The sequence below is a fragment of the Streptomyces violaceorubidus genome, from assembly GCF_000717995.1.
Lineage (GTDB): Bacteria > Actinomycetota > Actinomycetes > Streptomycetales > Streptomycetaceae > Streptomyces > Streptomyces violaceorubidus.
The window spans coordinates 1-19,841 of the sequence record NZ_JODM01000032.1 but is presented as its reverse complement, the minus strand read 5'-3'; the positions used below and the strand labels follow the sequence as shown (position 1 = coordinate 19,841).

At 71.3% G+C, this 19,841-nt stretch carries 20 protein-coding genes and 1 pseudogene; 8 read left to right on the top strand and 13 right to left on the bottom strand.

What is annotated here, in order from left to right; genetic code table 11:
• Nucleotides 1-4: 4 nt before the first annotated feature.
• The 4 genes from IE94_RS0128910 to IE94_RS0128895 form a co-directional block, all read right to left on the bottom strand.
• The gene (locus tag IE94_RS0128910) at nt 5-1,087 is read right to left on the bottom strand and encodes an AAA family ATPase (protein WP_030190025.1); all 1,083 of its coding nucleotides are present in this window, start codon (nt 1,085-1,087) and stop codon (nt 5-7) included.
• Between the two features lie 160 nt (nt 1,088-1,247).
• Entirely contained in the window at nt 1,248-3,338 is a 2,091-nt protein-coding gene (locus IE94_RS0128905; RefSeq protein ID WP_078606608.1) for a VMAP-C domain-containing protein, read from the bottom strand.
• Nucleotides 3,335-3,742, bottom strand: a complete 408-nt coding sequence (locus IE94_RS0128900; protein WP_245235331.1) for a CU044_2847 family protein — start codon at nt 3,740-3,742, stop codon at nt 3,335-3,337. Before IE94_RS0128900 ends, IE94_RS0128905 begins: the two co-directional genes overlap by 4 nt.
• A 100-nt stretch (nt 3,743-3,842) precedes the next feature.
• A complete protein-coding gene (locus IE94_RS0128895; RefSeq protein WP_030190019.1) occupies nt 3,843-4,028 on the bottom strand; it encodes a DUF6104 family protein in 186 nt (61 codons plus the stop codon).
• A gap of 390 nt (nt 4,029-4,418) precedes the next feature.
• Here IE94_RS0128895 and IE94_RS0128890 point away from each other — a divergent pair, with 390 nt between their 5' ends.
• Both IE94_RS0128890 and IE94_RS0128885 read left to right on the top strand, forming a co-directional pair.
• Nucleotides 4,419-5,369 carry a DUF4097 family beta strand repeat-containing protein gene (locus tag IE94_RS0128890; protein ID WP_157849405.1) on the top strand — a complete coding sequence of 317 codons (951 nt, stop codon included), beginning with the start codon at nt 4,419-4,421 and terminating at the stop codon, nt 5,367-5,369.
• Nucleotide 5,370: 1 nt separating this feature from the next.
• A complete protein-coding gene (locus IE94_RS0128885) occupies nt 5,371-6,435 on the top strand; it encodes a helix-turn-helix transcriptional regulator (protein WP_030190015.1) in 1,065 nt (354 codons plus the stop codon).
• Nucleotides 6,436-6,506: 71 nt separating this feature from the next.
• Here the strand turns inward: IE94_RS0128885 and IE94_RS0128880 are convergent, their stop codons facing one another.
• From IE94_RS0128880 to IE94_RS0128865, 4 genes are all read right to left on the bottom strand, one after another.
• On the bottom strand, nt 6,507-7,073 hold the full coding sequence (locus IE94_RS0128880) for a Clp protease N-terminal domain-containing protein (RefSeq protein WP_030190013.1): 567 nt from the start codon (nt 7,071-7,073) through the stop codon (nt 6,507-6,509).
• Nucleotides 7,073-7,282 carry a helix-turn-helix domain-containing protein gene (locus tag IE94_RS0128875; protein WP_030190011.1) on the bottom strand — a complete coding sequence of 70 codons (210 nt, stop codon included), beginning with the start codon at nt 7,280-7,282 and terminating at the stop codon, nt 7,073-7,075. Before IE94_RS0128875 ends, IE94_RS0128880 begins: the two co-directional genes overlap by 1 nt.
• 118 nt (nt 7,283-7,400) lie before the next feature.
• Complete coding sequence (locus tag IE94_RS0128870; RefSeq protein ID WP_030190009.1) at nt 7,401-8,366, bottom strand: zinc-binding dehydrogenase; 966 nt, start codon at nt 8,364-8,366, stop codon at nt 7,401-7,403.
• 192 nt (nt 8,367-8,558) lie between these two features.
• On the bottom strand, nt 8,559-9,788 hold the full coding sequence (locus IE94_RS0128865; RefSeq protein ID WP_030190007.1) for an NAD(P)-dependent malic enzyme: 1,230 nt from the start codon (nt 9,786-9,788) through the stop codon (nt 8,559-8,561).
• 621 nt (nt 9,789-10,409) lie between these two features.
• On the opposite strand from IE94_RS0128865, the gene IE94_RS0128860 reads away from it, so the two are divergent.
• From IE94_RS0128860 to IE94_RS0128850, 3 genes are read left to right on the top strand one after another with little or no spacing between them, the layout of a single operon-like run.
• On the top strand, nt 10,410-11,369 hold the full coding sequence (locus IE94_RS0128860; protein WP_030190005.1) for an ABC transporter substrate-binding protein: 960 nt from the start codon (nt 10,410-10,412) through the stop codon (nt 11,367-11,369).
• Between the two features lie 30 nt (nt 11,370-11,399).
• Nucleotides 11,400-12,350 (top strand): amino acid ABC transporter permease, encoded by a 951-nt coding sequence (locus IE94_RS0128855; RefSeq protein ID WP_030189997.1) that lies wholly within the window; start codon nt 11,400-11,402, stop codon nt 12,348-12,350.
• Nucleotides 12,347-13,108: an amino acid ABC transporter ATP-binding protein gene (locus tag IE94_RS0128850; RefSeq protein ID WP_030189995.1), complete on the top strand. Its 762-nt coding sequence runs from the start codon at nt 12,347-12,349 to the stop codon at nt 13,106-13,108. The genes IE94_RS0128855 and IE94_RS0128850 overlap by 4 nt, the downstream gene beginning before the upstream one ends.
• 64 nt (nt 13,109-13,172) lie before the next feature.
• Here IE94_RS0128850 and IE94_RS0128845 read toward each other — a convergent pair whose 3' ends face one another.
• A complete protein-coding gene (locus IE94_RS0128845) occupies nt 13,173-13,979 on the bottom strand; it encodes a class I SAM-dependent methyltransferase (RefSeq protein WP_030189994.1) in 807 nt (268 codons plus the stop codon).
• Nucleotides 13,980-14,077: 98 nt separating this feature from the next.
• Between IE94_RS0128845 and IE94_RS0128840 the strand changes: the two genes are divergently transcribed.
• Nucleotides 14,078-14,707 carry a CGNR zinc finger domain-containing protein gene (locus IE94_RS0128840; protein ID WP_030189992.1) on the top strand — a complete coding sequence of 210 codons (630 nt, stop codon included), beginning with the start codon at nt 14,078-14,080 and terminating at the stop codon, nt 14,705-14,707.
• Here the strand turns inward: IE94_RS0128840 and sodX are convergent.
• On the bottom strand, nt 14,611-15,048 hold the full coding sequence (sodX, locus tag IE94_RS0128835) for a nickel-type superoxide dismutase maturation protease (RefSeq protein WP_030189989.1): 438 nt from the start codon (nt 15,046-15,048) through the stop codon (nt 14,611-14,613). The two genes, IE94_RS0128840 and sodX, sit on opposite strands and share 97 nt — an antisense overlap.
• Nucleotides 15,049-15,193: 145 nt before the next feature.
• Between sodX and sodN the strand changes: the two genes are divergently transcribed.
• The gene (gene sodN, locus IE94_RS0128830) at nt 15,194-15,589 is read left to right on the top strand and encodes a superoxide dismutase, Ni (protein ID WP_003973716.1); all 396 of its coding nucleotides are present in this window, start codon (nt 15,194-15,196) and stop codon (nt 15,587-15,589) included.
• A gap of 228 nt (nt 15,590-15,817) precedes the next feature.
• Here sodN and IE94_RS0128825 read toward each other — a convergent pair whose 3' ends face one another.
• The 3 genes from IE94_RS0128825 to IE94_RS0128815 form a co-directional block, all read right to left on the bottom strand.
• A complete protein-coding gene (locus IE94_RS0128825; RefSeq protein ID WP_030189985.1) occupies nt 15,818-16,402 on the bottom strand; it encodes a dihydrofolate reductase family protein in 585 nt (194 codons plus the stop codon).
• A gap of 286 nt (nt 16,403-16,688) precedes the next feature.
• The gene (locus tag IE94_RS0128820) at nt 16,689-17,825 is read right to left on the bottom strand and encodes a family 2 encapsulin nanocompartment cargo protein polyprenyl transferase (protein ID WP_030189983.1); all 1,137 of its coding nucleotides are present in this window, start codon (nt 17,823-17,825) and stop codon (nt 16,689-16,691) included.
• Nucleotides 17,826-17,910: 85 nt separating this feature from the next.
• Nucleotides 17,911-19,317 (bottom strand): family 2B encapsulin nanocompartment shell protein, encoded by a 1,407-nt coding sequence (locus IE94_RS0128815; protein WP_030189982.1) that lies wholly within the window; start codon nt 19,315-19,317, stop codon nt 17,911-17,913.
• Nucleotides 19,318-19,655: 338 nt separating this feature from the next.
• Here IE94_RS0128815 and IE94_RS0128810 point away from each other — a divergent pair.
• A pseudogene (locus IE94_RS0128810) lies at nt 19,656-19,841 on the top strand (N-acetylmuramoyl-L-alanine amidase); the annotation flags it as partial.

The following is a 19,841-nucleotide window of genomic DNA, read 5'->3' as shown; positions in this document are numbered from 1 at the left end:
GCCCTCACCTCGACCGGTCGAGCCGCTGCATGAGCAGGTCCGCGATGCGCTCGCGGGTGAGCCGTTCCGCGTGGGGGGTGTGCTGGGTCAGGAAGAGGGCGTTGAGGAGTTGGTCCGCGGCCATCACCTCGCCCGGTTCCCGGTCGAGGAACCTGCCGATCAGGTCCTGTCCCGCGGCGACCCCCTCCTCGCCGAGGTGCGCCTCGACCATGGCGGTGAGCTGCTCCTCCCCCGGCGGCTCCAGCTCCAGTTGGACGCAGCGCCTCAGCAGCGGCGCGGGGAAGTCCCGCTCGCCGTTGGAGGTCAGGACGATCAGCGGGAAGTTGGTGCAGGCGATCCGCCCGCCGTGGACCGCCACCCGGCCGCTGTCGTGCGACAGCACCTCGACCACGGGCCGGCGGTCGGCGACGCGTTCCAGCTCGGGGATGGCGAACTCGCCCTCCTCCAGGACGTTCAGGAGGTCGTTGGGCAGGTCGAGGTCGCTCTTGTCGAGTTCGTCGATGAGCAGGACCCGGGGCAGTTCGGAAGGCAGCAGCGCGGTGCCGAGCGGCCCGAGCCGGATGTACGCCCCGATCCCCGGGGCGCGGTCCGCTGCGTCGTCCCCGCGGTCCCCGCCGTCCGCGTCGCCGGGGTCGCCCCGGTCGCTCCCGCCGCTCCCGTCGCCCGCGGCGCCGCGTGCGCGCTCCAACTGGACGTCCTGGAGCCGTCCGATCGCGTCGTAGCGGTACAGACCGTCCTGGAGCGTGGTCCGGCTGACGATCGGCCAGCGCAGCACCCGGCCCAGCTTCAGCTCGTGGGCGACGGCGTAGGCGAGGGTGGACTTCCCGGTGCCGGGGTTGCCGGTGACGAGGAGCGGGCGGCGCAGGTACAGCGCCGCGTTGACGGCGTCGACCTCGGCGGGGCGGGGCGCGTAGTTCTCCGCACGGCGGCGGCGGACGCCGAGCCGGCGGGCGCCGCTGGGGTCCTGCGACCCGGCCGGTGCGCCGTCCTGCGCCCGCGTGAAGTCCCGCCAGGGGGGCGGCTCCGGTAACCGCCGTACGCCGTCGTGCGGCTGACCCACTCCGCGGTAGATCCGCCAGTCGTTCACCATGGGCTCCTTCCAGCTCTGGTGATCTTGCAGCGGTCCGGGCCGTTCGAGTACGACGTTACCGTCCGGCCGCCGGGCCTGCCGAGACTCCCGGCCGCTCCTGCTTTCCTGTTACCCGGACACCGGCAGTTCCACGGATCCTGAGGGAACATCAGGCGATCTACGGCCCGGCCGGCGGAGGCGGTCGCATGATCTCCGACGCGTACGGCGGACGGTCCGGCGGGTCGTAGAGGACGGCGATCCTGCCCATGAGCCCCTCGCTCAGGGCGATCTCGGGGTCCAAGGCGCCGATGCGCAGGTCGCGCACGTGCGCGTGCAGGCCCTCGGCCCGGCCCGCGAGGGACAGCAGACGGGCGGCGCTGCGGTGGAACGCCCGGCACCCGTCGTGGTCGTGGCCGTCCCTGCGCCACAGCACCAGGGGGTGACCGGCGGCGAGGGCGACGTCCATGGCCTCCCGCCCGGCGCCGCTTCCCACAGGTCCGCAGAAGACCGGGACGCAGCCGTCGCCGCTGCCCGACAGCCGGCGGAAGGTGCCGAGTCTGCTCTCCCGGCGCCCTCCCGACTGGTGCCCGGTGTCCGTCGACTCGCCGCGCAGCGGGATTCCGGCAAGGGGCCCGCGCGCGGTGGCCGTCCAGCGCCGGCGCCATTCGGGGATGGGCGCCTTGGCGTTGCGGCGGCGGTCGCGGACGAGAACGGTACGGCGCAGTCCGAGCGGCATGGACTGCTCGTCGAAGAAGTCGTCCTCCTCGTACTCGCCCCCGTCACCGGCCGCGCCGCCCTCGGGGACGAGCCGCCACTCGTCTATCGGCTCGTCGAGCAGGGCGCGGGGCAGGAACGCCTCGATCACCGCCAGGTGTTCACCGCGGTCGCCCAGCCGCAGGGCCTCGGCGAGCGGCTCCCTCAGGTGCTCCTGGAGTTCGTGGCGCCGTACGCCGAGGTCGTTGCTGTAGAGGGGGGTGACGTCCCGGCCGTCGTACAGGAGGCGCACGCTCAGCGGGTAGCGCTCCCCGTAGACCGGCTCCCCGATGTCGACGAGGACGTCGGCCCCGGTGCGGGGCGACCTCTCGCGCGTGAGGACGGGAGCGGCGGGCCGGGCGGGGAACGGCTCGCTCACCTCGCCGAGCAGCCGGACGATGTCCTCGCGGATCACCGGCTGGGCGTACAGGACCGCCTGCTCCCCGATCCACCGGGTGAAGTGCCGCAGCGTTTCGGGGTCGGTGTCGCCGGGGCGCTCCAGCACGGTGTGCCGGGCCACCTTGGCGGCGTACAGCAGTACGGCGTCCAGGTCCAGCTCGGGCCTGCCGCCCTTGTCGCCGAGGTCGCGCAGCCCGTGCAGCAGGGCCGCGCCCTCCCGCCAGGTGCGCAGGTCCTCGGGGAAGGGCGAGCGGAAGTCCGACTGCACCACGCGGGACTTGGCCTCCTGCACGAGGTCCGCGATCTCGCCCGGACCGCTGGGCGGCGGCAACTGGGCTAGGTGGCCGTAGAGATGGAGGCGCTGGGCGGGGGTGAGGCCGGGGGCGCCCGGATCGCGCAGCCCGGCCTGGACCCGCGTCCAGTCCGTGTCCGCTCCGGGCCGGTTGAAGCGGGCGAGGTGGTACAGGTCGTGCTCGCGCATGACGGTGTGCAGGATGTCGCCCCCGCGGAGGTCGTGCAGCTCGCGCAGCGCGGTCACCGGGACGGCGGCCCCCTCGGTCTGCCTGACGCCCTTGTTCATCGCGATGACGGAGCCGTGGCGCAGGTCGACCACGGGTCCGCCGGACAGGCCCTCGACCGGCAGCGCGCCGGTGAGCAGCAGGGCCTTGCCGTCCCGGCCACTCGCCTCACCGACGCCGTGCCGCAGGCCGAGGGCGCCGGTCTGCCGCGACCAGCCGTGCAGGGAGACCGGGGCGGGGATGGTCGGGGCGCGATCGCTCAGCCAGACGCACCGGGCGTCGTCCGCGCCGTGCACCCGGACGAGCGCGATGTCGGGGAACTCCCAGCGGCCGCGACCCGCGTGCGCCGGCTCGGGCCTCGGCTTGGCGAGGACCACCTCGCCCGTGGTGGTGCCGCCCTGCCAGGTGACCCCCACGGGGCTCCGACTCCGCCACACCTCCGCTCCCCCCTTCCCCACCACATGGGCACAGGTCAACAGCCAGCCGGGCGCTATGAAGAATCCCGATCCCCAGTACTCGCCACGCTCCGGTGCATACCCGTCACCCGGTGCGACGATGCGCGCCAGCGAGGGGCGCACCAGGTCTTCGAGGGCGCTCATACGGCCCCGGACGCCGGAGGTCCGGGCGGAGGAACGGCACCGCCTTCCGGTCCGGGTCGCGGTGCGCCGTCCCGACGGGCGGGTTCGGTCCAGGTCAACGACACGGTCAGCGAGGCGTTGCCGCCGCCTCCCGCGATGGCGCCCACGACGGTGCCGGCCTGCGCCGACAGCTCGATGCCGAAGCCGACGGAGACCTCGACGGACTCCTGGGTGTCCAGTCCGGCGCGCAGGGAGCGCACGACACCGCCGACCGTGTCGGCCAGGCCCCCGGCCATGTCGATGACGCGGTCCCGCACTCCGGTGTCCTCGAAGCCGTCCCCGGTCGCCGCGTCGTCGGACGCGTTCACCCTGGCCCAGACGACCGTCCCGTCGTCGAGCCGTATCTGTTCGATCCCACCGGCCACGGCGCCCCCGTCCGTTCGCTTCCGGCTCCCCCGCCGCTGTGGAGGGTCTCTTACCCCGTCGGGGGGAGCAGGCTAAACCCCTGGCCGTGCCGAGTGGCCCTTACTCCTCGTCCTCGTCCTCGTCGTCCAGCCGGGCGAGCCAGGTGGCGAGGCGTTCGACGGGCACCTCGAAGTCCGGGTTGAGGTCGACGAACGTACGCAGCTGTTCGGCGAGCCACTCGAAGGTGACCTCTTCCTCTCCGCGCCGCTTCTCCAGTTCCTCGATGCCGCGGTCGGTGAAGTACATGTGGTGTTCTCCTGCGTGCGTCCGTGTTCCGAATCCGCCCCCAAGCCTATGCAAACGGCGCCGCGCGGGTGCCCGGGGCGGCGCAGGAGCAACGTGCGGTGGACGGACGGCAGGGCCGTACGCGCCGGACGGCGGGGCGGGCGGCGTCGCGCCCTCGCGCCGGCTCGGCGGTCCACCGGGCGCCGGACAGGGCGCGGGCCCGCGGGTCCGGCTCGGCGCGGCACAGCAACAGGGCGCCGGCGCAGTGCCAAGTCGGGGCAGGTCGGGGCAGGTCGGTCCGCCCGGCCGATCGTTGATCAGCAGAACGGGTGTCTTGACTTTCCGCGGCCGCGATATATCGTGAATGGGGAGGGACGCGATATGGCGCGTTCGGTCGAGGAGGTCTGCACCATGTCCGAGTGGTCCGTCGCAGAGCCCAGGAAGCTCACCTTCGACGAGTCCGTGAGCCGTCTCCACGTACGCATCGTCAGCGGCACGGTGAACGTGGTGGGCACGGACGAAGGTTCCGCCCGTCTGGAGGTCTCCGAGATCGAGGGACCACCTCTCGTCGTGACCCACCGGGACGGCGTGCTCACGGTGGCCTACGAGGACCTGCCCTGGAAGGGCCTCCTCAAGTGGCTGGACCGCAAGGGCTGGCGCCGCAGCGCGGTGGTCTCCCTCGCGGTGCCGACCGGCACCCGGGTGGAGGTGGGCGCGGTCAGCGCCGCCGCCGTGGTCTCGGGCCTCGACGGACCCGCCGAGGTCAAGGGCGTCTCCGGGGACACCACCCTGGTGGGCCTCGCGGGCCCCGTCCGCACGGAGACCGTCTCGGGGAACGTGGAGGCGCAGGCCCTCACCGGCGACCTGAGCTTCACCTCCGTCTCCGGCGACCTGACGGTGGTGGAGGCGGGCTCCTCCGTGCGGGCCGACTCGGTCACCGGATCGATGATCGTCGACCTGGACCCGGCCGGGGGCCCCACCGACATCAAGCTGAACAGCGTCTCGGGGGAGATCGCCATCCGGCTGCCCCAGCCGGCCGACGCCCAGGTCGAGGCGAACACGGCCAGCGGCATGGTCAGCAGCGCCTTCGAGGACCTCCGGGTGGGCGGCCAGTGGGGGGCCAAGCGCATCACCGGCCGGCTCGGCGCGGGCAACGGCCGGTTGAAGGCCACCACGGTCACCGGCTCGATCGCCCTGCTCCGCCGCCCGACGGCGCAGGACTCACCGTCCGAGCAAAAGCCGGAGGACTCCGCCCCGGCGGGCCGGACGCAGGGCGACTCGGGGGACAATTCCGCTGCCGTCCGGGACCAGGGCACCACCGGCGCCCCTTCCGACGGCACCACCGACAAGAAGGTGCTCTGACATGCCCCCAGTCTTCGCCCACGGCCGCCTCCGCCTCTACCTCCTCAAGCTCCTGGACGAGGCCCCGCGCCACGGTTACGAGGTGATCCGGCTCCTCGAAGAACGCTTCCAGGGCCTGTACGCCCCGTCCGCGGGCACGGTGTATCCGCGCCTGGCCAAGCTGGAGGCGGAGGGCCTGGTCACCCACACCACCGAGGGCGGCCGCAAGGTGTACGCCATCACGGACGCCGGGCGCGCCGAGCTGGCCGACCGCAGCGGTGAGCTGGCCGACCTGGAGCTGGAGATCCGCGAGTCGGTCGCCGAGCTGGCCGCCGAGATCCGGGCCGACGTGCGGGGCGCGGCCGGTGATCTGCGGCGGGAGATGAGGGCCGCGGCCACCGCCGCCCGCAGGGGCACCTCCGGGGCGCACGACGAGGGGCCCGGTGTCCCCGGCGGTGCCGGGGACACGGACGAGAAGGAGGCCTGGCAGGCCGCCAAGGAGGAGATGCGGCGGGTCAAGCAGGAGTGGAAGGAGCAGGCCCGCCGCGCCAAGGACGAGAGCCGCCGCGCCCGCGACGAGGCCCAGCGGGCCCGGCGCCAGGCCAAGGAGGCCCAGGAGCGGGCCCGGGCCCAGGCGCAGGAGGAGGTCCAGCGCATCGCCCAGCGGGTGCAGGAGCAGGTGCAGGACCACTTCTCGCGGGGCGACTGGCCGACGGGACTGCGCGAGGGGCTGAGCGAACTGGCCAAGGAGGTCGGTGACTTCGGCAAGGACTTCGGGAAGGAGTTCGGCAGGGACTGGGGATTCGGCCGCACCGACTCCGGGAGCACCACCCGCAAGCCCGAGTACTCCGTCACGCCCGAGGACTTCCCCGCCGGGTACGCGCCGAGCTGGGCCCACGAGGACGCCTCGGAGTCGACCGGCGACCCGGCCCGCGACCTGGACCGGCTGCTCGACCGCTTCCGCGACGACATTCGCGACGCGGCCCGGGACCACGGTGTGACGGCCGACCAGTTGCGCGACACCCGGCGTCGGCTGTCGGACGCAGCGGCCCACATCGGGGCGATCCTGCGCACGCCGAAGGGCTGAGACCGGTGGGGCCCTGAGACGGCGCCCCGCCGCTCCGTGGGGGGCGCCGCGGCGCCGGTGAGGCACCGGTGTCAGGCACAGGCCTTTCCGGCGCCGCCGCCCAGCACCCTGGTCAGCGACGCGTGGGTCACTCCGTGGTCGGCGAGCACCTCTGCGGGCACACCGGGGCGCAGGGTCAGGGCGAGCAGGAGATGCTCGTCCCCGATGTGCCGGTCACGGCGGGCGACGGCGACCCGCAGCGCCCTCTCCAGGACCTCCTTGGCGCCCCGGCCGAAGCTCCGGTGCCCGGACCACCGGCGCCCGCCCGTCCGGTCGTCGGCGGACATCGCCCCCACGCCATGGGCCTCCTCCACCTTGGCGACGATCTCCGCGACGTCGATCCCCAGTCCGGCGAGGGCCTGCGTCTCGGACTGCGACAGGCCTGCACGGCGCCGTGCGTCCCGCAGGGCCCGTCGTACCGCGTCCCGGTGCTCGCCGACGCCGAGCGCCGCGAGCGCGAAGGAGGCGCGGCTGCCCTCCCGGTCCAGCAGGGCGAGCAGCAGGTGCTCGGGCTCGACGGTCCCCGCCCGTGCCTCCTCTGCGTGTCCGACCGCCCCCTGCACGACCGCGCGGGCGTCCTTGGTGAATCGCTCGAACATCAATGCCTCCCGTACTTCTTGTGCACGGCCTGCCTGCTGACTCCGAGTTCCGTGGCGATCTCCTGCCACGACCACCCCTGCTGCCGGGCACTGCGCACCTGTACGGCTTCCAGTTGCTCCCCCAGCTTCCGCAGGGCGGCGACGGCCCGCAGCCCGACCCGGGGATCGCGGTCACCCGCACGCGTGGCGAGATCCGTTGCTTCACTCATACCGTCAACGTAAGTTGACATCCCCGGGGTGTCAACCCTGGTTGACATGTGGTGGCCGGCCGGTGAACGCGAAACGGCGGGCCCGGGGAGCCGGACCCGCCGTATGCAGGGGTACGCGTCAGGAGTTGCTGAGCACGATCTTGCCGAACTGCCCGCCGGAGGCCATCCGCTCGAACCCCTCACGGGCCCGGTCCATGGGGAGCACCTCGTCGATGACGGGCCGCACACCGGTGGCGGCGCAGAAGGAGAGCAGGTCCTCCAGCTCGTCCTTGGAACCCATCGTGGAGCCGACGACCTTGAGCTCCAGGAAGAAGATCCGGGTCAGCTCGGCGTGGGAGGGCCGGTCGCCACTGGTGGCACCGGAGATGACCAGCGTGCCGCCCGGCCGGAGCGACTTGATCGAGTGCGACCAGGTGGCGGCGCCCACGGTCTCGATCACGGCGTCCACCCGCTGCGGCAGCCGCGCACCGGTCTCGACGGCCTCCACCGCACCGAGCTCCAGGGCCCGCTTGCGCTTGGCCTCGTCCCGGCTGGTCGCGAAGACGCGCAGCCCCGCCGCCCTGCCGAGCACGATCGCGGCCGTGGCGACCCCGCCGCCGGCGCCCTGCACCAGCACCGAGTCACCGGGACGTACCCCGGCGTTGGTGAACAGCATCCGGTACGCCGTCAGCCAGGCGGTCGGCAGACAGGCGGCCTCCTCGAAGGAGAGCTCCTTGGGCTTGGGCAGGACGTTCCAGGTCGGCACGGCGACCTGCTCGGCGAACGTCCCCGGGTAGCGCTCGGTGAGGATGGAGCGGGGCTCCTTGGGGCCGACCCCGTGGCCGGTCTGGCCGATCACGGAATGCAGGACGACCTCGTTGCCGTCGGCGTCGATCCCGGCGGCGTCGCAGCCGAGGATCATCGGCAGCCGGTCCTCGGGGAGGCCGACGCCGCGCAGGGACCACAGGTCGTGGTGGTTGAGGGAGGCGGCCCGGACATCGACGACACTCCAGCCGGGCCGGACCTCGGGAGCCGGAAGCTCTCCCGACTCCAGGCCGGCCAAGGGCTGGTCGCGGTCGATTCGGGCGGCGTAGACAGCGAACATGACCTTGACGATAGGTTCCCCACCGCCCCACGGGAACCACGGCACCGTGTGACACACCCCCTCTTGCGCCCCACCCCGCCCAGCACCAGCCACCCCACCCGCACCCGCACCCGCACCCGCACCCAAAGGCGAACGGCCCCGTCCACCAAGGACGAGGCCGCTCACCACACGCCACCCACAGGGCTCACACCGTCACCGGCGCGCGACCCCCTCCGCCCGGGCCGCCGCCGCCACCGCCGCCGTGACGGCCGGCGCGACCCGCTCGTCGAACGGCGACGGAATGACGTAGTCCGCGGCGAGGTCGTCCCCCACCACGGAGGCCAGCGCCTCGGCCGCCGCGAGCTTCATGCCCTCGGTGATCCGCGACGCCCGCACCTGAAGCGCGCCCGCGAAGATGCCCGGGAACGCCAGCACGTTGTTGATCTGGTTCGGGAAGTCCGAGCGCCCCGTCGCGACGACCGCCGCGTACTGGTGGGCGACCTCCGGATGCACCTCGGGGTTCGGGTTGGCCATCGCGAAGACGAACGCGCCCTCGGCCATCGAGGCCACCGCCGGCTCCGACACCGTACCGCCGGAGACGCCGATGAAGACGTCGGCACCCGCGAGGGCCGCCTCCAGCGGGCCGGACAGCCCGGCCTTGTTGGTGAAGGAGGCCAGCTCCTGCTTGACCGGGGTCAGGTCGTCCCGGTCGGCCGAGACGACACCCTTGCGGTCGGCGACCGCGACGTCCCCGATGCCGGCCTCCACCAGCATCTTGGCGATGGCGACACCGGCCGCGCCCGCGCCCGAGATCACCGCCCGCAGCTCACCCAGCGTCCGCCCGCTCAGCCGCGCCGCGTTGCGCAGGGCGGCCAGCGTCACGACGGCCGTGCCGTGCTGGTCGTCGTGGAAGACCGGGATGTCCAGGCGCTCCTGGAGCTTGCGCTCGATCTCGAAGCACCGCGGCGCCGAGATGTCCTCCAGATTGACGCCGCCGAACGAGGGCGCGAGCCGGACCACGGTCTCGACGATCTCGTCGGCGTCCGTGCAGTTCAGGGCGATCGGGACCGCGTCCACCCCGCCGAACTGCTTGAAGAGGATGGCCTTGCCCTCCATCACCGGGAGCGACGCCTCGGGCCCGATGTCACCGAGTCCCAGCACCGCCGTACCGTCCGTCACGACCGCGACGACCGACGACTTCCAGGTGTAGTCGTGGACGAGGTCGGGCTGCTCGGCGATCGCGCTGCACACTTTCGCGACGCCGGGCGTGTACGCCAGGGACAGGTCGTCCTTGTCGCGGATCGGCACGGTGGCCTGCACGGCCATCTTGCCGCCGCGGTGCAGCGCGAACGCGGGGTCGAAGGAGTCGAGCGGCTCGGCGCCCTCCCCCTGCTCCGCACCGGCTTCGCTGTCGCTGCGAGGATTGACGATCTCCGCTGCCACTTTGTCTTACCCCTTAAGAGTTCATGGTTTGAGGGTTTGTCCACTCCTGGTGAGGAGTGGGCGGGCACCGCACAGGGAGATGGCTGTCTGGGCCACGCGGGCCCCTGCGCGACGGGCGCGCCGCACACGCGCCCTGAGCCCCTGATGAGGGGTGTAAAGAACCTTCTTACCCGACGGGCACCCCCCGCGACGAGTCCGATAAGCGCAAGCTCACATGCCGGACCCCGAACGCCGCATGTCGGTGACATGGCTCATAGCCATGGTTCCGGACAACCTCCCGGCGCCTCTTGACAGGGCTGCGAACGACACCTTCGACGACCCCGTCCACCCGTGATCCATGCCCGGATAACGAGAAATTCCGCAGATCTTCCGGCCGGAGGGGCAGATTCCCGTAAAGGTTCGGTCGGGATGTACCGACCTGGTCCGGTTCGGGGGCCGACCCGTTATCCGATTTTGACATGACGGCCCCCCTGAACGGCCGAGTCCGAATGGCAAGATGCCGTAATCACACGAGGTCGCGGCACTCGAAGGTGTGTGCTCTCGTCGACCCGCGGCACCGGCCGGTCCCCCGGCCGGCGTCCCGTCCCATCGGCAACTCCCTCATCCGCCGGAGGAACCACCATGACCGCACGCTCCACCCGTCGTACGACCGCCGCGCACTCCCGGCTAGCAGCGGTCGGTGCGATCGCGGTCGCAGGCGCCCTGCTGCTCACCGGATGCGGCGACCAGACCGAGAACAGCGACTCCGGCAGCGACAACCAGTCCGCGAGCGGCGCTCCGCTCGCCGACAAGCTGCCGCAGTCGATCCGCGACAAGGGCACCATCAAGGTCGGCTCCGACATCGCGTACGCCCCGGTCGAGTTCAAGGACGACTCCGGCAAGACCGTCGGTATCGACCCGGACCTCGCGGACGCCCTGGGCAAGCAGCTCGGGGTGAAGTTCGAGTTCGAGAACGGCACCTTCGACACCCTGATCACCGGTCTGCGCTCCAAGCGCTACGACATCGCGATGTCCGCGATGACCGACACCAAGGACCGCCAGGAGGGCATCGACTCCGACACCGGCAAGAAGGTCGGCCAGGGCGTCGACTTCGTGGACTACTTCACCGCCGGTGTCTCGATCTACACCAAGAAGGGCGACGACCAGGGCATCAAGACCTGGTCAGACCTGTGCGGCAAGAAGCTCGTGCTCCAGCGCGGCACGGTCTCCGAGGACCTCGCCAAGACCGAGAACAAGAAGTGCCCGGCCGGCAAGAAGATCTCCATGGAGGCCTTCGACAACGACCAGCAGGCCCAGACCCGCCTGCGCGCGGGCGGCGCGGACGCCGGCTCCTCCGACTTCCCGGTGGCGGCGTACGCGGTGAAGACCTCGGGCGGCGGCAAGGACTTCGAGCTCGTCGGCGAGCAGGTCGAGGCCGCGCCGTACGGCATCGCGGTCGCCAAGGACAACACGCAGCTGCGCGACGCCCTGAAGGCGGCGCTGGACGCGGTGATCGCGAACGGCGAGTACAAGAAGATCATGGACAAGTGGGGCGTCGCCGAAGGCGCCGTCACCCAGTCCACCGTCAACGGCGGCAAGTGACCCCGCGGCGGGCGCTGAAAGGCAACATCCGTGACTGTTGACATCGACAAGACGGCGGGCGGCCCGTCCGGCACCCCGCCGACCCCGCCGGAGGCCATCAAGGCCATCCCGGTGAGGCACTACGGGCGGTACGTCTCGGCGGTCGTCGCGATCGCGCTGCTGGTCGCGGTCGTCTACGCGTTCTCCCAGGGCAAGATCAACTGGGGTGCGATCCCGGACTACTTCTTCGACGACCGCGTCCTGACCGGCATGGGCAAGACGCTGCTGATCACCGTCCTCGCGATGCTGATCGGTGTCGTCGGCGGCATCCTGCTCGCCGTGATGCGGCTGTCGAAGAACCCGGTGACCTCGTCCATCGCGTGGTTCTACATCTGGTTCTTCCGGGGCACGCCGGTCCTGGTGCAGCTGGTCGTGTGGTTCAACCTCGGCCTGGTCTTCGAGTACATCAACCTCGGCCCGTTCTACCGCGACGAGTGGTCGGACTTCATGACGCCGTTCCTGACGGCGCTGCTCGGACTCGGCCTCAACGAGGCGGCGTACATGGCGGAGATCTGCCGCGCCGGGCTCCTCGCGGTCGACGAGGGCCAGACGGAGGCGGCGCACGCGCTCGGCATGAGCCATGCCAAGACGCTGCGCCGGATCGTGGTCCCGCAGGCGATGCGCGTGATCGTGCCGCCGACGGGCAACGAGGTCATCAACATGCTGAAGACGACCTCCCTGGTGTCGGTCGTCCAGTACGCCGAGTTGTTCCGGGTCGCCCAGGACATCGGCCAGACCTCGGGCGCCCCGGCCGAGATGCTGTTCCTCGCGGCGGCCTGGTACCTGCTGCTGACCTCGGTCTTCAGCATCGGTCAGTACTACCTGGAGCGCTACTACGCCCGCGGCTCCAGCCGCAGTCTGCCGCCGACCCCGCTGCAGAAGATCAGGGCGAACCTGTTCTCCCTGTCGAACCGCTCCAGCACGACGGGAGGTGCGGCATGACCGCCATGGTCAAGGCCGAAGGCGTCCACAAGTCCTTCGGTGCCGTCGAGGTCCTCAAGGGCATCGACCTGGAGGTGAGGCAGGGCGAGGTGTTCTGCCTCATCGGCCCCTCCGGCTCCGGCAAGTCCACCTTCCTCAGGTGTATCAACCACCTCGAGAAGATCAACGCCGGACGTCTTTACGTCGACGGGGAGCTGGTCGGCTACCGCCAGAAGGGCGACAAGCTCTACGAGCTGAAGGACAGCGAGGTCGCCCTCAAGCGCCGGGACATCGGCATGGTCTTCCAGCGCTTCAACCTGTTCCCGCACATGACCGCGGTGGAGAACGTCATGGAGGCGCCGGTCCAGGTCAAGGGCATGAGCAGGTCCCAGGCCCGGGACCGCGCACGGGCCCTGCTGGAGCGCGTGGGCCTGGGCGACAAGGCCGGCAACTACCCCTCGCAGCTCTCCGGCGGCCAGCAGCAGCGCGTCGCCATCGCGCGGGCCCTGGCGATGGACCCGAAGCTGATGCTGTTCGACGAGCCGACCTCGGCGCTCGACCCCGAGCTGGTCGGCGACGTCCTCGACGTGATGCGCGACCTCGCGGAGTCCGGCATGACGATGGTCGTCGTCACCCACGAGATGGGCTTCGCCCGCGAGGTCGGCGACAGCCTGGTCTTCATGGACAACGGCGTGGTGGTCGAGTCGGGCAACCCGCGCGACGTCCTGACCGATCCGCAGCACGAGCGGACGAAGGCGTTCCTGTCCAAGGTCCTCTGACCGACCGCACGATGACGCGCCGAGGGGCGGTACGGATCTCCGTACCGCCCCTCGGCGCGTGCTCCTACTTGAGCGCCAGCAGCAGGGTGTCCGACGGCGAGCACCACACCGGCCGCGCCTCGCCGAAGCCCTTCTCGCGCAGCACGCGCGCGTGCCAGGCCGCCGAGGGCATCTCGCCGTCCGCGTGCTCGCCGTAGATCTCGAAGCGGCGGGCGGTGGGCCCGGCGAGCACCGGGTCCTTGGCGGCGAGCTGCCACCACTCGGACCAGTCCAGCGCGCCCTCGCCCTTGGCGGCGTCCATCCGCGCGTGCCGCTGGGCGCGCTCGGCCGCGTTGATCCGGGGCGTCGTGTCGTCGATCATGTGGTCCGCGTTCATGAACACACCACCGTCGCGGACCAGCCCCGCGACCCGGCCGTAGAGATCCGCGAGGGGTTCGGCGTGCAACCAGTGGAGGGCCGTCGCGGTCAGCACGGCGTCGTAGGCGTCGTAGGCGTCGTACGGCAGCTTCGACGGCCAGTCGGGGTCCTTGAGATCGGCGGTGACGAAGGAGACCCGCTCGTCGCCCGCGAAGGTGCCCTCGGCGATGGCGAGGAGCGCCGGGTCGAGGTCCACGCCGGTGCTGGTGGCCTCCGGGAACCGGTCGAGCAGCCGGGCCGTGATGGTGCCGGTGCCGCAGGCCAGGTCGAGCACGCGTGGGGCGGGACCGACGAGCGCCTCGACCATGTCGAGCATGATCCGGAACCGTTCCTCGCGGTCCGGCATGTACCACTCCTGCTGCCGGTCCCAGCTCTGCTGCCAGGCCTGCCAGTCGGCACCCGCCCCGGCGGTCGTGGTGGTCGTGGTCGTGGTGGTGGTGTCCGCGTTCGTCATCGAGCCCCTCCATGCTGCGTCACGTAATACCCTGGGAGCACGATCAGCTGTTACCTGACCGCAGGCACGACCCTAGAGCCCCTTCGTAAGGACTACAAGTGGAACTGGCCTATTACTCGGATTACGCCGTGCGTCTCGTCAACACCGAGGAACCGACGCGGGGGCAGGACTCCCTGACCTCGGTGGAGGCCGTCCGGGAGCTCTTCGGTGCCAACCAGTCGGCGGCCCGGCGCGCCTCCGACGCCGACGTGACCCGGTTCCGCTCGGTCCGGGCGCGGCTGCGCGCGGTCTTCGAGGCGGCCGACGGCGGCGACGAGACCCTCGCCGTGGACCTGCTGAACTCACTGCTCCTGGAGTTCCCGGTGAGCCCGCAGATCTCCGGGCACGACCAACGCGACGACGACGGCAGCCCGCTGTGGCACATGCACCTGGCGGACCACCCCTCCAACGCGACCGCCGGTTTCGCGGCCATCGCGGCGATGGGCCTGGCCTTCCACCTCACCGAGTACGGCGTGGACCGGCTGGGCCTGTGCGAGGCGGCTCCCTGCCGCAACGCCTACCTGGACACCTCCACCAACCGCTCCCGGCGCTACTGCTCCGACCGCTGCGCCACCCGCGCCAACGTGGCGGCCTACCGCGCCCGCAAGCGCCTGGAGGCGGACCGGTCGGCCGGCACCGGCCTGAGTGCCGACAGCGCCCAGCGGACCACGGCGAGCGGCGAGCGCTGACCGGGCCGCGGCGGCCGGTACCGGAACCGCACCCTGCCCAGCACCAGGTCCGGCGGGACCACCCCGTAGTCGGTGCTGTCCCCGCCCGCGAACGCGTTGTCCCCGAGCACCCACCAGCCGGTCCCGCGCCGTTCGGCCGCCCGCTTGACGACGAGCAGGTCCTGCTGGAAGGGGTGCCGCAGGACGACCACGTCACCCGGCCGGACCCGCGCTCCCCAATGCACGAGCAGCACGTCACCGTGGTGCAGCGTGGGCACCATCGACGGCCCGGTCACCTCGGCCGGCCCGAAGGGCAACGCCCCTCTGGCACGCTCGGTCTCCTGCGACAGTTGCTCCGGCATCACCCGGCACCTCCCCGGTCTTTCCTCCACCAGTCTCAGTCTCACCCCGGACTTTTGTCCTAAGCCCACGGGGGCACTCGCGAAATCGGGTCTCCCAGGGAGTAATGTCCCCCCTGAGAAGACGATCACGAGGAAGGAACGCTTCATGCTTTCCCGCCTGTTTGCCCCCAAGGTCACGGTCAGCGCCCACTGCGACCTGCCCTGCGGCGTGTACGACCCGGCCCAGGCCCGCATCGAGGCGGAGTCGGTGAAGGCCGTCCAGGAGAAGATGGCCGGCAACGACGACCCGCACTTCCAGACGCGCGCGACGGTCATCAAGGAGCAGCGCGCCGAGCTCGCGAAGCACCACGTCTCCGTGCTGTGGAGCGACTACTTCAAGCCCCCGCACTTCGAGAAGTACCCGGAGCTGCACCAGCTGGTCAACGACACCCTCAAGGCCCTGTCGGCCGCCAAGGGCTCGAAGGACCCGGCGACCGGCCAGAAGGCCCTGGACTACATCGCCCAGATCGACAAGATTTTCTGGGAGACCAAGAAGGCCTGACGGACGTCAGCCTCCCGGGCCGGCGATCGGTGCACCATCGCAGGCCGCAGGACAGCCCGAAGGGGCCCGGCCGCCATTCCTGGCCGGGCCCCTTCGGGCTGTCCTGCGGCGTTCTCGGGGTCAGGGGTTGTCCATGGTCCCCCCTCCGGCCGGCTTCGGCGGCGCGGGCCGCCGCCCTGCTTCCTCAGACCGGGCGTCCAGGCCGGGACCCACGCGCCGGACGGCGGCTCAGCGCTTGCGGTGGTATGTCCGCACCACGACGCCGTTGCCGAAGGTCCGCACCGAGTCCGGCACGAACTCGGTGACCTCGAAGCCGGAGGCGAACATCGGCATGCCGGTGCCGAGCACCACCGGGTAGGTCTTGACGACCAGTTCGTCGACCTCGTCGAACAGCTCGCCGGCGACGACCGATCCGCCGCACAGGTAGATGCCGAGGTCGCCGTCCTCCGCCTTCAACTCCCTGATCCTGCCGACCAGGTCCGCCGAGATGATCTCGACGTTCGGATCGGGCGACTCGGTGAGCGTGCGCGAGGCGACGTACTCGCGCAGATGCGCGTACGGGCTGGTGACGCCCTCCTTGAGGGCCAGGTCGTAGCTGGCCCTTCCCTGGACGATCGTGTCGAACCGCTTGTTCGGCAGGTCGTCGATGCCCAGTGGCCGACGGCCGTGGGTCGGCAGCGTATCCGGGTACTCCGACTTCAGGAACTCGAAGAACTCCTCGTCCACGAACGGGACCATGAACGACGCGTCGCCGTCCGGGCCGCCGATGAAGCCGTCGATCGAGCAGGCGACGAAGTACGTGAGTTTGCGCAAACCGGTCTCCCCTTCACTGTGACCACTACAGGCAGAGTACTGCATGCGTAGTCATATGGGAGTGGATATGCGATTGTCCGGGGCCCCTTCCGCTCAACGCCGCATGTGCGTATGGCGGTTGGGACCAGCCGCCGGGCATGCGGCCCCGCGAGAAAAGAGAGAGGCGGGCCCCGCACACCGTGGGGAAGTGCGGGACCCACCGGACCGGAGCCGTCGGCGGTGCGGCCGTACGTCGGTCAGGTGCCGTACGGCCCTGCACGGGCTCCGGGGTCTTGTGTGGCGGCGCTCAGGTGCTGCGCCGGGTCACGAACTCGGCCAGCGCGAGCAGGCCGCCCGCCGCTTCCGGCTCGGGCACGGCACGGGCCAGCTCCTGCATGGCCCTCGCCATCCGGTCGGCCGCCTGGGCCTGCGCCCAGTCCCGGCCGCCGGCCCGCTCCACGGCCAGGGCCGTGCGCTCCAGGTCCTCCTGGTCCTCGTACGGAGCCGCGTACAGCTCGGCCAGTTCCGCGGCGGCCGGGGTGCCGGAGGTGAGGGCGGCGACCACCGGCAGTGACTTCTTGCGGGCGGCCAGGTCCGCACCGGCCGGCTTGCCGGTGTGGCGCGGGTCGCCCCATATGCCGATGACGTCGTCGATGAGCTGGAAGGCCAGTCCGGCCTGACGGCCGAAGGCGTCCAGCGCTTCGACCTCCTCCGTGGCGGCACCCGCGTACAGCGCGCCGAGGGCGCAGGCGCAGCCCAGCAGGGCACCCGTCTTGGCCTCGGCCATGACGAGGGTCTCGTCGAGCGTGACTTCAGTCGGCGGGCGCCGCTCCATGGCCGTGTCCGCGTGCTGGCCCTCGCACAGCTCCATGACGCAGTCGGCGAGCCGGATCGCAGCCGCCGCGGACGCCGGGTGCGGGTCGGCCGCGAGCAGCCGCAGGGCGAGCGCCTGAAGGGCGTCCCCGGCGAGGATCGCGTCGGCGTCACCGAACACGGCCCACGCGGTCGGCCGATGGCGCCGGGTGGCGTCCCGGTCCATCACGTCGTCGTGCAGCAAGGTGAAGTTGTGGACCAGCTCCACCGCCGCGGCGGCCCGGCCGGCCGCCGCGCGGGCCGCCGACCCGCCCAGCGCGGTCGCCGCGGTGAGGACGAGCGCGGGCCGGATCGCCTTGCCCGCGTTGTCCGCCGCCGGTGTGCCGTCCGCGTGCTGCCAGCCGAAGTGGTAGAGCGCGATCCGGCGCATCGACTCGGGCAGCGACGCGAGGGCGGAACGCAGTTCGGGGTCGACCGACGCCCGCGACTCGCTCAGGAGTACCGCTGCCTCGTGCCCGTCGGACGACTCCCCCGGCTCCTTCTCGCGCTGTGTGCCGATGGGCCCGTGCCTTTCCGGCGGCGTTCCGGTGGGACGGCGCGTCGCGACGGCGCCACGCCGGATCTCCGTCATGGACTCACCTTCCCCCTGGGCCCGTCCGTACCCCGGGGGTGTACCCGCCCGGGAGGGCGGGAACACGGTGTTCGGGACAGTGGCGTCACTGCCAGCGGCCGATCTCGACGTTCTCCAGGACGCCGAGCGCGTCCGGCACCAGGACCGCGGCCGAGTAGTAGGCCGTGACCAGGTACTTGATGATGGCCTGTTCGTTGATGCCCATGAAGCGCACCGACAGACTCGGCTCGATCTCGTCCGGGATGCCGGTGGCCCGCAGCCCGATGACGCCCTGGTCCTGCTCGCCGGTACGCATCGCGATGATCGACGACGTACGGGCCTCGGTCACCGGAATCTTGTTGCAGGGATAGATGGGCACACCGCGCCAGGTCGGGATGCGGTTCCCGGCGACGTCGATCGTCTCCGGGACGAGACCGCGCCTGTTGAGCTCGCGGCCGATGGCGGCGATGGCACGGGGGTGGGCGAGGAGCAGCTTGGTGCCGCGCCGGCGGCTCAGCAGCTCGTCGAGGTCGTCCGGGCCGGGCACGCCGTCGTGCGGCTGGATGCGCTGGTCGTACTCGCAGTTGTGCAGCAGGCCGAACTCACGGTTGTTGATGAGCTCGTGCTCCTGGCGCTCCTTCAGCGCCTCGACCGTCAGCCGGATCTGCTGCTCGGTCTGGTTCATCGGCTGGTTGTACAGGTCGGCCACGCGCGAGTGGATGCGCAGCACGGTCTGGGCGACGCTGAGTTCGTACTCACGGGGACGGGCGTCGTAGTCGACGAAGGTGTGCGGGATGTCCGGCTCGCCGCTGTGACCGGCCGCGAGGTCGATCTCCTTCTCACCGTACTTGTTGGAGCGCTGCTCCGGGATCGAGCGCTGCTGCTCCAGGTGCTCGCGCAGCGAGTCCGCCCGCTCCGCGACCTGCTCCACCTCCTGGCGGGGCAGCACCAGCACCGTGCAGGCGGTGACCGTGCGGGCGGTGAACTCCCAGATGGCGTCCCCGTCGAGCAGAGCCTGGTCGCCGAAGTAGGCGCCGTCGGCGAGGACGCCGAGCACCGCGTCGTCGCCGTAGGGACCGGTGCCGATCTTCTCGACCTTGCCGTGCGCCAGCAGGTAGACCTCGTCGGCCCGGCCGCCGAACGAGGCGATGACCTCGCCGGGGCCGAACTCCCGCTGCTCACAGCGCTGTGCGAGCTCCGACAGGACCTCGTCGTCCTCGTAGGACCGCAGGGCCGGCAGCTCGCCCAGCTCCGCGGGGATGACCTCCACGCGGTCACCGGTCTTCACGAACGTCACGCGACCGTCGCCGACGGCGAAGGTCAGACGCCGGTTGACCCGGTACGTGCCGCCCTGGATGTCCACCCAGGGGAGCGAGCGCAGCAGCCAGCGCGAGCTGATCTCCTGCATCTGGGGAACGGACTTGGTGGTGGTGGCCAGGTTCCGCGCGGCCGCCGTGCCGAGGCTCTGCTGCGGCCTGGTCTGCTCGGTGCGGACCTCTTCGCCTACCGACATAAGGAATTGCCCTCCCGGTCATGCCGGACGGCTACGCCCGGCATCGATGTGCGTGGACCAGCCTTCCTCACGGAGCGTGCCGGTGCTATTACACGAAAGAGCGGGAATGGATCACGGATGTCCGGGGCAGATATGGGGGCTTGTCCGGCGGCTCGGCGACTCGCTCCTCTCCGCCCCGCCCTGTGCGGCACCCCTGGCCAAGATGATGTTGTCCGAAACGATTCGCACACGGACCGAGCAAGCAGTAGGAGGTGCTCCGTTTCGGTACAAGCTCCGTACGAGGCAGTCGCGTCGGGCGGCCGTCGCGCAGCGTGAAGGAGCCGGCCGTGGCCTCACCCATGTCCGCGAGCAGTTTCCTCAAGGCACTGAAGGCGGAGGGCCTCACCGTCGTCGAGGTCGGCGACTGGCGGGACCACAACCGCAACCACAAGGGCGCCTGGGGGCCGGTGCACGGGGTGATGATCCACCACACCGTGACCCGGGGCAGTGCCGCCACCGTAAAGATCTGCCGCAAGGGCCACCAG

Excerpts from the sequence above, each read along its gene's own strand:
- IE94_RS0128905 (WP_078606608.1), bottom strand. The coding sequence starts at position 3,338 with ATGAGCGCCCTCGAAGACCTGGTGCGCCCCTCGCTGGCGCGCATCGTC.
- IE94_RS0128895 (WP_030190019.1), bottom strand. The coding sequence starts at position 4,028 with ATGTACTTCACCGACCGCGGCATCGAGGAACTGGAGAAGCGGCGCGGA.
- IE94_RS0128890 (WP_157849405.1), top strand. The coding sequence starts at position 4,419 with ATGTCCGAGTGGTCCGTCGCAGAGCCCAGGAAGCTCACCTTCGACGAG.
- IE94_RS0128885 (WP_030190015.1), top strand. The coding sequence starts at position 5,371 with ATGCCCCCAGTCTTCGCCCACGGCCGCCTCCGCCTCTACCTCCTCAAG.
- IE94_RS0128880 (WP_030190013.1), bottom strand. The coding sequence starts at position 7,073 with ATGTTCGAGCGATTCACCAAGGACGCCCGCGCGGTCGTGCAGGGGGCG.
- IE94_RS0128875 (WP_030190011.1), bottom strand. The coding sequence starts at position 7,282 with ATGAGTGAAGCAACGGATCTCGCCACGCGTGCGGGTGACCGCGATCCC.
- IE94_RS0128870 (WP_030190009.1), bottom strand. The coding sequence starts at position 8,366 with ATGTTCGCTGTCTACGCCGCCCGAATCGACCGCGACCAGCCCTTGGCC.
- IE94_RS0128860 (WP_030190005.1), top strand. The coding sequence starts at position 10,410 with ATGACCGCACGCTCCACCCGTCGTACGACCGCCGCGCACTCCCGGCTA.
- IE94_RS0128850 (WP_030189995.1), top strand. The coding sequence starts at position 12,347 with ATGACCGCCATGGTCAAGGCCGAAGGCGTCCACAAGTCCTTCGGTGCC.
- IE94_RS0128845 (WP_030189994.1), bottom strand. The coding sequence starts at position 13,979 with ATGACGAACGCGGACACCACCACCACGACCACGACCACCACGACCGCC.
- sodX (WP_030189989.1), bottom strand. The coding sequence starts at position 15,048 with ATGCCGGAGCAACTGTCGCAGGAGACCGAGCGTGCCAGAGGGGCGTTG.
- sodN (WP_003973716.1), top strand. The coding sequence starts at position 15,194 with ATGCTTTCCCGCCTGTTTGCCCCCAAGGTCACGGTCAGCGCCCACTGC.
- IE94_RS0128820 (WP_030189983.1), bottom strand. The coding sequence starts at position 17,825 with ATGACGGAGATCCGGCGTGGCGCCGTCGCGACGCGCCGTCCCACCGGA.
- IE94_RS0128815 (WP_030189982.1), bottom strand. The coding sequence starts at position 19,317 with ATGTCGGTAGGCGAAGAGGTCCGCACCGAGCAGACCAGGCCGCAGCAG.